Annotated in this window: 7 protein-coding genes; 1 reads left to right on the top strand and 6 read right to left on the bottom strand. The window is 73.0% G+C overall.

Translation table 11 applies throughout. The annotated features are described in order from the left end of the window. Window positions 1-103: 103 nt before the first annotated feature. From ACWDRW_RS39710 to ACWDRW_RS39685, 6 genes are all read right to left on the bottom strand, one after another. On the bottom strand, window positions 104-1,513 hold the full coding sequence (locus ACWDRW_RS39710) for a lysine N(6)-hydroxylase/L-ornithine N(5)-oxygenase family protein (protein ID WP_451733282.1): 1,410 nt from the start codon (window positions 1,511-1,513) through the stop codon (window positions 104-106). Then, window positions 1,510-3,129: a pyridoxal phosphate-dependent decarboxylase family protein gene (locus ACWDRW_RS39705; RefSeq protein ID WP_451733280.1), complete on the bottom strand. Its 1,620-nt coding sequence runs from the start codon at window positions 3,127-3,129 to the stop codon at window positions 1,510-1,512. The genes ACWDRW_RS39710 and ACWDRW_RS39705 overlap by 4 nt, the downstream gene beginning before the upstream one ends. A gap of 69 nt (window positions 3,130-3,198) precedes the next feature. Then, entirely contained in the window at window positions 3,199-5,682 is a 2,484-nt protein-coding gene (gene pepN, locus ACWDRW_RS39700) for an aminopeptidase N (RefSeq protein WP_451733277.1), read from the bottom strand. A 56-nt stretch (window positions 5,683-5,738) separates the two neighbouring features. Next, window positions 5,739-6,272 carry a response regulator gene (locus tag ACWDRW_RS39695; RefSeq protein WP_451733274.1) on the bottom strand — a complete coding sequence of 178 codons (534 nt, stop codon included), beginning with the start codon at window positions 6,270-6,272 and terminating at the stop codon, window positions 5,739-5,741. 142 nt (window positions 6,273-6,414) lie between these two features. After that, window positions 6,415-6,810 (bottom strand): chorismate mutase, encoded by a 396-nt coding sequence (locus tag ACWDRW_RS39690; RefSeq protein WP_451733272.1) that lies wholly within the window; start codon window positions 6,808-6,810, stop codon window positions 6,415-6,417. 21 nt (window positions 6,811-6,831) lie between these two features. Continuing rightward, a complete protein-coding gene (locus ACWDRW_RS39685; RefSeq protein ID WP_451733269.1) occupies window positions 6,832-7,713 on the bottom strand; it encodes a helix-turn-helix domain-containing protein in 882 nt (293 codons plus the stop codon). A gap of 149 nt (window positions 7,714-7,862) precedes the next feature. On the opposite strand from ACWDRW_RS39685, the gene ACWDRW_RS39680 reads away from it, so the two are divergent. Continuing rightward, window positions 7,863-9,599 carry a glycoside hydrolase family 35 protein gene (locus tag ACWDRW_RS39680; protein ID WP_451733266.1) on the top strand — a complete coding sequence of 579 codons (1,737 nt, stop codon included), beginning with the start codon at window positions 7,863-7,865 and terminating at the stop codon, window positions 9,597-9,599. The last annotated feature ends 146 nt before the right edge of the window (window positions 9,600-9,745 follow it).

The raw sequence follows: 9,745 nt of genomic DNA, 5'->3' as shown, positions 1-9,745 counted from the left end.
AAGCCCTCGTACTGGATGTACTTGGGCTTGTGCCCGGTGCGGCGAGAGTGCGTGCCGGGCGACGCGACGGGGCGAACGTTGCCTGACGCGGCACTTGTCGGCCTCAGATCCCGTCCGCCAGTGGTGTGAGCGCGTGTGGCCTGCGCGCGGGCGGGATCTGGGGCCGCGGTGTTTCCAGGCCGAAGGTGGTGAAGGCGGTCCGCGGGGGGAGCCGGTACGTCTCCTTGTCCGTCACCGCGTTGAGGATGGTGGCACTGCGCCAGGCGGCGAGGCCGAGGTCGGGGGTGCCGACGCCGTGGGTGTGGAGTTCGGCGTTCTGGACGTAGACGTTGCAGCCCGAGCCGGTGACCGAGGGGTCGAGGACCAGGCGGAAGTTCTCGTCCACGCGCGGGCGTTCGCGGCTGTCGCGGCGCAGGTAGGGGTCGAGACCGGCGAGGATCCGGTCCAGGGGGCGCTCGCGGTAGCCGGTGGCGAGGACGACGGCGTCGGTGGTGAGACGGGAGCGGGTGTTCTGCTCGATGTGCTCCAGGTGCAGTTCGACCTTGGTGGTCGCGACCCGTCCCGCCGTGCGGACGCGGACGCCGGGGGTGAGCACGGCGTCCGGCCAGCCGCCGTGCAGGGTACGGCGGTAGAGCTCGTCGTGGATGGCGGCGAGGGTGTCGCTGTCGATGCCCTTGTGGAGCTGCCACTGCGAGGTGACGAGCCGGTCGCGGACGGGCTCGGCGAGGGCGTGGAAGTAGCGGGTGTAGTCCGGGGTGAAGTGTTCCAGGCCGAGTTTGGAGTACTCCATGGGCGCGAACGCCTCGGTACGGCCGATCCAGTGCAGCCCTTCTCGGCCCTCGGGGCGGGTGCGGAGCAGGTCGAGGAAGATCTCGGCTCCGGACTGTCCGGAGCCGACGACGGTGACGTGGTCGGCGGCCAGCAGGTCCGCGCGGTGGCCGACGTAGTCGGCGGCGTGGAACACGGGTACGCCGCGGGCCTCGACGAGCGGTCTGAGCGGCTCGGGGACGTACGGCTCGGTGCCGATGCCGAGGACGACGTTCCGGGTGTACGTACGGCCCAGTGCCTCGGCCTCGCCGTCGGCGTCGAGCTGGGTGAAGTCGACCTCGAACACGTCCCGTTCGGGGTTGAAGCGTACGGCGTCGACCTGGTGGCCGAAGTGCAGGGCGGGCAGGTTCTCGGAGACCCAGCGGCAGTAGGCGTCGTACTCGGCGCGCTGGATGTGGAAGCGCTCGGCGAAGTAGAAGGGGAAGAGCCGGTCGCGGCTCTTGAGGTAGTTGAGGAAGGTCCAGGGGCTCGCGGGGTCGACGAGGGTGACGAGGTCGGCGAGGAAGGGGACCTGGATGGTGGCGCCCTCGATGAGCAGGCCCGGGTGCCAGTCGAAGGCGGGGCGCTGTTCGTACAGGACGGTGTCGAGTTCGGCCAGCGGGTGGGCGAGGGCGGCCAGGGAGAGGTTGAACGGGCCGATGCCGATGCCGACCAGGTCGCGGGGGGTGTCGGGGGTGGGGCTCATCGGGGGGTGGTTCCTTCCACGAGGTGGAGCAGGGCGGCCAGGTCGCCGGGGCGGGTGTGGGGGTTGAGGAGCGTGACCTTGAGCCAGAGCCGGCCGTCGAGGCGGGCGCGGCCGAGGACGGCGCGGCCGTTGGTGAGGAGGGCTCGGCGTACGGCGGCGACGGCTTCGTCCGTGGCGGCTTCGGGGCGGAAGAGGACCGTGCTGATGGTGGGGCGGTCGTTCAGCTCGAAGCGGGGGTGTCGGTCGACGAGGTCGGCGAACTCCTGCGCGCGCTCGCAGACTTGGTCGACGATTCGGCCCATGCCCTGGCGGCCGAGGGTCTTGAGGGTGACCGCGATCTTGAGGATGTCGGGGCGGCGGGTGGTGCGCAGGGAGCGGCCGAGGAGGTCGGGGAGGCCGGCCTCGGTGTCGTCGTCGGCGGCGAGGTAGTCGGCGCGGTGGTGCAGGGCGCGGAGGTCGTGTGCGTCGCGGACCACGAGGAGGCCTGCGGCGACGGGCTGCCAGCCGAGTTTGTGCAGGTCGAGGGTGACGGTGGCGGCGGAGTTCAGGCCGTCGAGCTGATGCCGGTGCCGGTCGCTGAAGAGGAGGCCGCCGCCGTAGGCCGCGTCGACGTGGAGGCGGGCGTGGTGGCGTGCGCACAGGGCGGCGATGTCGGGGAGGGGGTCGATCAGGCCCGCGTCGGTGGTGCCCGCGGTGGCAGCGACGAGGTGGGGGCCGGGGAGGCGGGTGAGGGCCTCGTCCAGGGCGGCGGGGTCGAGGGTGCCGGTGGGGGCGGGGACGACGACGGGATCGGGGAGGCCGAGGAGCCAGGCGGCGCGCGGGAGGGAGTGGTGGGCGTTGGCGCCGTGGATGAGGCGGGTGCCGGGGGCTGCTTCGCGGGCGAGGAGGATCGCGAGCTGGTTGGACTCGGTGCCGCCGGTGGTGACGAGCGCGTCGGGGGCGGCCGGCGTGGGCGCGCTCGGCGGCGCTTGCCGCGTGCCCCCGCCCTCACCCGCGCCACCCGACCGCCACGACTGCCCCCGACCGCGCGGCGCCGGCGTGGGGGCGCTCGGCGGCGCTTGCCGCTTGCCGCCGCCCTCAGCCGCGCCACCCGACCGGTCGGGCTGCCCGCGACCGCTCGGGCCGGGCAGTGCCACAGCGGCCCTCTCGGGCGCGGTGAGGAGTTCCTCGGGCGCTCCCCGCTGCGCGGCATCGGGCGCGGCGTGGACCAGCGACGCGAGTGCCTGGGTCACCAGACGCTCCAGCTCCGACGCCGCCGGGGCCTGGTCCCAGGAGTCCAGGGAGGGGTTGAGGGCGCTCGCCGCCAGGTCCGCCGCCACCGCTACCGCCAGTGGTGGGCCGTGGAGGTGGGCCGCGCAGAGGGGGTTCGCCGGGTCCGCCGAGCCTTCCGCCAGGGTCCGCACCAGGCGGTGCAGGGCGTCGGGGTCGCCCTCGTCCGGCAGTACGTCACCCAGCGCGGCCCGCACTCGCGCGGCCACCTCGGAGGGGCCCCCGGGCGGCAGGGGCCCTCCTCGTGCTCGTGTCCCCTCCCCCAGCGCCTCCAGGACCGTGTCGAGCAGGGGGCCCAGGGCGTGGGGGCCTTCGGGGCCCGAGGCGAGCGGCGGCGTCATGCTCATGAGAACAGCTTGGAGGCCGACCCACGGTCATGTCCGAAAAGCCCGGGATTCGGAACCCGAAAGAGGGTATTAGGCCTGCCGCACCCGCAACGCCCTCGCCAGGTCGTCCAGTTGGTCCACCAGCTTGCGGCGCAGGGCCGGGATCGGGTCCCCGTCGCGCAGACAGGCCTCGCCCAGGCTGAGGGTCTCGCCCTCCACCGCGTACACCGGGAACGCCCAGCGGCCGATCACGTCCGCGATGGCGGGGCCCCTGCGCTCCGCCACGGCTACCGCGTCGGTGTAGAAGCGCGGCACGTACTGCCGTACCAGATCGGCCTGTTCGGGCTGCCAGAAGCCCTGGGCCGTGGCGGTGAAGAGGTAGTTCGACAGGTCGTCCGTGGCGAACATGGCCTCCCACGCGCGGGCCTTCGACTCCGCGTCCGGCAGGGCCGCGCGGCAGCGGGCCGCGCCCTCCTGGCCGGTGGCGCTCGGGTCGCGTTCCAGCTCGGCGGCGATGGTGGCCTCGTCGGTGGCGCCGAGGACCGCCAGCCGGGACAGGATGCGCCAGCGCAACTCGGGGTCGAGCTCGGGCCCGCCGGGCACGGTGCCTTCGGTGAGCCAGGCCGCGAGGGACTCGGGGTGCGCGGTGACGTCGATGAAGTGGCGTACGGCGATGAGCCGCAGGCCGGGGTGGTCGCCGTCCTCGGTGCGGCGGATGAGGTCGCGGCAGAGGTCGGCGAGGGTCGCCAGCGCGGCCGGGCGCTCCTCGGGCGCGAGGTAGCGGTCGGCGACCTGTGCGGAGGCGAAGGCCAGGACGCCCTGGACGAGGGCCAGGTCCGTCTCGTGCGGAAGGTGGGTGCGGGCTGTCTCCAGGTAGGCGCCGACGGGCAGTTCGCCGTCCCGGACGGCGTCCCGGAGCGCGTTCCACACCACCGCGCGGCTCAGCGGCTCGGGCAGCCCGCACAGGGCCGTACGGACGCCCTCGAAGGATTCGGGGTCGAAGCGGACCTTGGCGTAGGAGAGGTCGCCGTCGTTGAGCAGCAGCAGCGCGGGGCGCTTGCCGATGGGCTGCGGCCCGGTCTGCGGGACGTCGAGGCCGATGCGCTCGCGCAGGACGAGGCGGCGGCCCTCGTCGGCGACGTCCAGGTCGTAGAGGCCGACGGCGATGCGGTGCGGACGGCTGCCGGCGCGCTCGACGTCCAGGGTGTAGGTGCCGTCCGCGCCGGGCGTCACGCGCGGGGTGAGGGTGTCGACGCCGGTGGTGCGCAGCCAGGCGTCGGCCCAGGCGTGGACGTCCCGGTCGGTGTGGGCGGCGAGGGAGTCGATGAAGTCGGCGAGGGTGGCGTTGGCGAACTTGTGCCGCTCGAAGTGGGTGTTGATGCCCGCGAGGAAGTCCTTCTCGCCGAGCCAGGCGACGAGCTGGCGCAGCGCGGAGGCGCCCTTGGCGTAGGAGATGCCGTCGAAGTTGAGCAGCGCGGAGGCGGTGTCGTCGACGGCCTCGGGGGCGACGGGGTGGGTGGAGGGGCGCTGGTCGGCGTCGTAGCCCCAGCCCTTGCGGACGACTCCGAAGTCGGTCCAGGTGTCGGTGAAGCGGGTGGCCTCGGTGAGGGTCTGGTAGCCCATGTACTCGGCGAAGGACTCGTTCAGCCAGATGTCGTCCCACCAGCGCAGGGTGACGAGGTCGCCGAACCACATGTGGGCCATCTCGTGGGCGATGACCATCGCGCGGGTCTGGCGCTCGGTGTCGGTGACGGCGGAGCGGTAGACGAACTCGTCGCGGAAGGTGACCAGGCCCGGGTTCTCCATGGCGCCGGCGTTGAACTCGGGGACGAACGCCTGGTCGTAGGAGTCGAACGGGTAGGGCTCGTCGAACTTCTCGTGGTACCGGTCGTAGCACTGCTTGGTGATCTCGAACAGCTCGTCGGTGTCCGCGTCCAGGTAGGGGGCCAGCGAGCGGCGGCAGTGCAGGCCGAAGGGCAGTCCGCGGTGTTCGGTGGTGACCGAGTGCCAGGGGCCCGCGGCGACGGCGACGAGGTAGGTGGAGATCAGCGGAGTGGGCGTGGCCTTCCAGACGCCGTCGGTGTGCTCGGTGACGCCGTTGGCGAGGACGGTCCAGCCCTCGAGGGCCTTGACGGACAGTTCGAAGACGGACTTGAGATCGGGCTGGTCGAAGGCGGCGAAAACGCGCTGGACGTCGTCCATGAACAGCTGGGTGTAGACGTAGGTCTCGCCGTCGCTGGGGTCGGTGAAGCGGTGCATGCCCTCGCCGGTGCGGGAGTAGCGCATGGCGGCCTCGACGCGCAGTTCGTGCTCTCCGGCGGTGAGGTTCTTCAGGGGCAGCCGGTTGCCGTCCAGGGTCTCCGGGTCCAGGGGCTGTCCGTCGAGCGTGACCGAGCGCAGTTCCGCGGGCTTGACCTCGACGAAGGTGTCCGCGTCGGCGCGCGTGGCGAACCGGATGACGGTCAGGGAGTCGAAGGTCTCGTCCCCGGTGGTCAGATCGAGCTCGATCGTGTAGCGGCGGACGTCGAGGAGCTGGGCACGGGCCTGCGCTTCGTTGCGCGTCAGTACGGACATGAACGACATGCTGCCTGATGGCACCGACAAGTCACAGGGGTGGGCCGGTACGCGGCCTATGTCCGGTCCTGCGCCCGGCGGGAGCCGGAGGTGTCGCGCTGGGAGGGGACGCGGGGGTCGGGGCGGGTCGGGACGGGCCCACCGGTGTCGGTCCGGCCCTTGACGAGGGCACGCAGGTCGCGCACTTCCTGTTCCAGGGCGCGGTGGCGGCGGTGGGCGTCGTAGAGGTAGCGGACCTTGGTGCGTAACGTCCAGGGGTCGATGGGTTTCATCACGAGGTCCGCGACGCCCAGCCCGAAGGCCGCGGAGGTCAGTTCCTGGTCCTGGCCGAAACCGGTGAGCAGGATGACCGGAATGTGCTGGGTCTGTTCCAGGCGCCGCATGTAGCGCACCACGTCCAGGCCGCTGACGCCGGGCATGCGCACATCCAGCAGGAGGAGTCCGACCTTCCCGCGCAGCACCTGTTTGAGCGCGTCGTCACCGGTGGTGGCGCGGCTGAGCTGGTAGCCCAGGGGGGCCAGGGCGCTCTCCAGGGCGTACAGCGTGTCCTCGTGGTCGTCGACGATGAGGATCTTGGCATCCGAGGGCATGGCCCGACGTCCCTCCCGCATGGGACAACCAGCTTGTGTCCGTGACCCTGACGGGGTGTGCCCGTCGACTGACAAAGAGTGCACAGCGCAGCATGCCCCTCCGCGGGCGGCCGTGTCACGCCCTCGGAGGGGCGGGCGGTGGTCAGTTCGCCGTGGGCGCAGCGCTGTTGACCGTGTTCTCGGCGGTCTCCGCGGTCTCGGCGGTCTCCGCGGTCTCCGCGGTCTCGGCGATGCTCTCGTGGTGTCTGATCACCTCGGCGATGATGAAGTTCAGGAACTTCTCGGCGAAGGCCGGGTCGAGCTTGGCGTTCTCGGCGAGGGTGCGCAGCCGGGCGATCTGCCGGGCCTCGCGGGCCGGGTCGGCGGGCGGCAGCTGGTGCGCGGCCTTGAGGTGGCCGACCTGCTGGGTGCACTTGAAACGCTCGGCGAGCATGTGGACGACGGCCGCGTCGATGTTGTCGATGCTGTCGCGCAGCCGCGCGAGCTCCTCGCGGACGGCGGGGTCGACGTCACCGGTTCCGGTGTTGCTGGTGGTCATGGGCGACCACCCTACGGCTCCCTACCCGCGCTCGATCATCGGCGGATCGTCCGGCGGCGGGATCCGATCGCTCCAGCCGCCGGGGACGGTACGGCCCTGCTGGGCGCGGAAGCGGACCGGGGGCATGCCGACGCGGCGGGTGAACAGGCGGGAGAAATAGGCCGGATCGTCGTAGCCGACGCGGCGGGCGACGGCCGCGACGGGCAGTTCCGTGCCGGCCAGCAGCTCCTTGGCGCGGCCGAGCCGGATGCCGAGGAGGTAGTCCTTGGGGCTGCATCCGGCGCCCCGGCGGACGGCGGTGCGCAGCTCGGCCGGGGTCATGCCGTGCCGGGCGGCGTGGTCGGCGACGGTCATCGGGGTGCAGGCGTCCCGCGCGAGGGCCTTGAGGACCTGGTCGCCGTCGGGGGCGAGGTCCGCGCGGGCGCGGCGCAGGGCGACGAGCAGCTCGTGGACGGCGGCCGCGGTCTCGACCTCCAGCAGCGGGTTGTCGCGGCGGGCGGCGCGCGCGATGCGGGCGATCACCCCGCGCGGGGCGGCGGCGTCCGAGAGGGGCACCACGGCGCGGTCCGGTTCGATGTAGCCGAGTTCGGTGTACGTCGTCGTCGCGGGGCCGGTGAAGTCGACGAACCCCTCGTCCCAGCCGGTCGCGGGGTCGGGGCCGTAGTGGTGCGGGACGCCCGGGGTGAGCCACAGCAGGGCGGGCGCGGAGACGGCGCTGCGGCGGCCGTCGGGGCCGCGGTACCAGCCGCCGCCGGAGCTGACGACGACGGCGACGTGGTGGTCGAGGGTGCGCGGGCCGACGGTGGGCAGGACGCCGTACTGCAGGCCGACGCCGAGGCAGACCAGGCCGAGGCGGTGGTGGGCGGGGCCGGGCGTGAAGAAACGCATCCAGGTGTGGTACATCCGCGGCCCCCTCCTCTGCGCCCTTCGGTGGTCGTGCCGGGTCGTCGTGTCGGTGGTCGTGCCGGTCGTCGTGCCGGTCGTCGTTCGGTCCAAGCAGCGCCGATCTTTGTCCATGGACCCTCACCTGCGCCAGGGGCGAGGGTGGCGGCATGAGCGAGTTCACCGTGGGGCACACGGACTTCCTGTTGGACGGGCGGCCGGTGCGGCTGCTGTCCGGCGCGCTGCACTACTTCCGCATGCACGAGGCGCAGTGGGGGCACCGGCTCGGGATGCTGCGGGCGATGGGCCTCAACTGCGTCGAGACGTACGTGCCGTGGAACCTGCACGAACCCCGGCCCGGCGAGTTCCGGGACGTGGCGGCGCTCGGCCGGTTCCTGGACGCGGCTCGGGAGGCGGGGCTGTGGGCGATCGTGCGGCCGGGCCCGTACATCTGCGCCGAGTGGGAGAACGGCGGGCTGCCGCACTGGGTGCCGGGCCACGCACGCACGCGTGACGAGGGTTTTCTCCGCCCGGTGGAGCGCTGGTTCCGTCAGCTGCTCCCCCAGGTGGTGGCCCGGCAGATCGACCGCGGCGGCCCGGTGATCATGGTCCAGGTCGAGAACGAGTACGGCAGCTACGGCTCCGACGCCCGGTATCTGCGCCGGCTCGCCGAGCTGCTGCGCGCGGAGGGCGTATCGGTCCCGCTGTTCACCTCGGACGGCCCGGAGGACCACATGCTCTCCGGCGGCTCGGTGACGGGGGTCCTGGCGACGGTGAACTTCGGCTCCCACGCGCGGGAGGCGTTCCGGGTCCTGCGCCGCCACCGGCCGGACGGTCCGCTGATGTGCATGGAGTTCTGGTGCGGCTGGTTCGACCACTGGGGGGCCGAACACGTCGTACGGGATCCCCGGGACGCGGCCGCGGCGCTGCGGGAGATCCTGGAGTGCGGGGCCTCGGTCAACCTGTACATGGCGCACGGCGGCACCAGCTTCGCGGGCTGGGCGGGCGCCAACCGGGGCGGCGGCGAGCTGCACGACGGGCCGCTGGAGCCCGATGTGACGTCCTACGACTACGACGCCCCGGTCGACGAGTACGGGCGCCCCACGCCCAAGTTCCGGGCCTTCCGCGAGGTGCTCGCCGAGTACGCCGACGGCCCTCTCCCCGAGCCCCCGCCGCCGCCCGCCGCGCTGGGCGCCCCCGCCGAGGCCCGCCTGACCGCCTGGGCGCCCCTGGACGCCGTACTCCAGGCGCGTGGGGGTGCCGAGGTGTCCGGTCCCGTGCCGCCGACCTTCGAGGAGCTGGACGTCGACCGGGGGCTGGTGCGCTACGAGGTGACCGTGCCGGGGCCGCGACGGCCGTATCCGCTGATCGCGCGCGGACTGCGGGACCTCGCGGTGGTGTACGTCGACGGGGAGCGGGCCGGGGTGCTCACCGAGGAGGACGAGCGGCTCGAAGTGCCCGTCGCCGGGCACGCGCGGGTGGAGCTGTGGGTGGAGTCGCTGGGGCGGGTCAACTACGGGCCGCGCTGCGGGGAGCCCAAGGGGATCACCGGGGGGATCCTGCACGAGCGGCAGTATCTGCACGACGTACGCGCGCGTGGACTGCGGCTGGACGACCTGGACGACGTGTCGGCGGTGCCGTTCCGGGAGCTCGACGGGACGGCCGCGCCCGGGCTGTTCCGGGGTTCGGTGACCGTCCGGGGTGCCGGGGACGCGCTGCTGGAACTGCCGGGCTGGACAAGGGGGTTCGTCTGGGTGAACGGCTTCAACCTGGGCCGGTACTGGTCGGCGGGGCCGCAGACGGCGCTTTTCGTGCCGGGCCCGGTGCTGCGCGAGGGCGAGAACGAGGTGTGGGTGCTGGAGTGCGAGGAGGCGTCCACACGGGCGCCTCTGCTGCGGGGGGTGTGAAAGCGCGGCCCTGCTGGAGGGTACGAGCGCGCGGCCCCTGCCGCGAGAGGGGTGCGAGCGCGCGGCCCACGCGCGGGAGGGGTACGAGCGCGCGGCCCCTGCCGCGGGAGGCGTGCGAGCGGAAGTGGGTGGGGGTGGGTGGGGGT

The organism is Streptomyces sp. NPDC003635 (assembly GCF_053587635.1).
This window is presented reverse-complemented; position numbering and strand designations above follow the sequence as displayed.

What these genes read in the sequence shown, in the direction of transcription:
- ACWDRW_RS39710 (WP_451733282.1), bottom strand. Translation starts at nt 1,513, where the DNA reads ATGAGCCCCACCCCCGACACCCCCCGCGACCTGGTCGGCATCGGCATC.
- ACWDRW_RS39705 (WP_451733280.1), bottom strand. Translation starts at nt 3,129, where the DNA reads ATGAGCATGACGCCGCCGCTCGCCTCGGGCCCCGAAGGCCCCCACGCC.
- pepN (WP_451733277.1), bottom strand. Translation starts at nt 5,682, where the DNA reads ATGTCCGTACTGACGCGCAACGAAGCGCAGGCCCGTGCCCAGCTCCTC.
- ACWDRW_RS39695 (WP_451733274.1), bottom strand. Translation starts at nt 6,272, where the DNA reads ATGCCCTCGGATGCCAAGATCCTCATCGTCGACGACCACGAGGACACG.
- ACWDRW_RS39690 (WP_451733272.1), bottom strand. Translation starts at nt 6,810, where the DNA reads ATGACCACCAGCAACACCGGAACCGGTGACGTCGACCCCGCCGTCCGC.
- ACWDRW_RS39685 (WP_451733269.1), bottom strand. Translation starts at nt 7,713, where the DNA reads ATGTACCACACCTGGATGCGTTTCTTCACGCCCGGCCCCGCCCACCAC.
- ACWDRW_RS39680 (WP_451733266.1), top strand. Translation starts at nt 7,863, where the DNA reads ATGAGCGAGTTCACCGTGGGGCACACGGACTTCCTGTTGGACGGGCGG.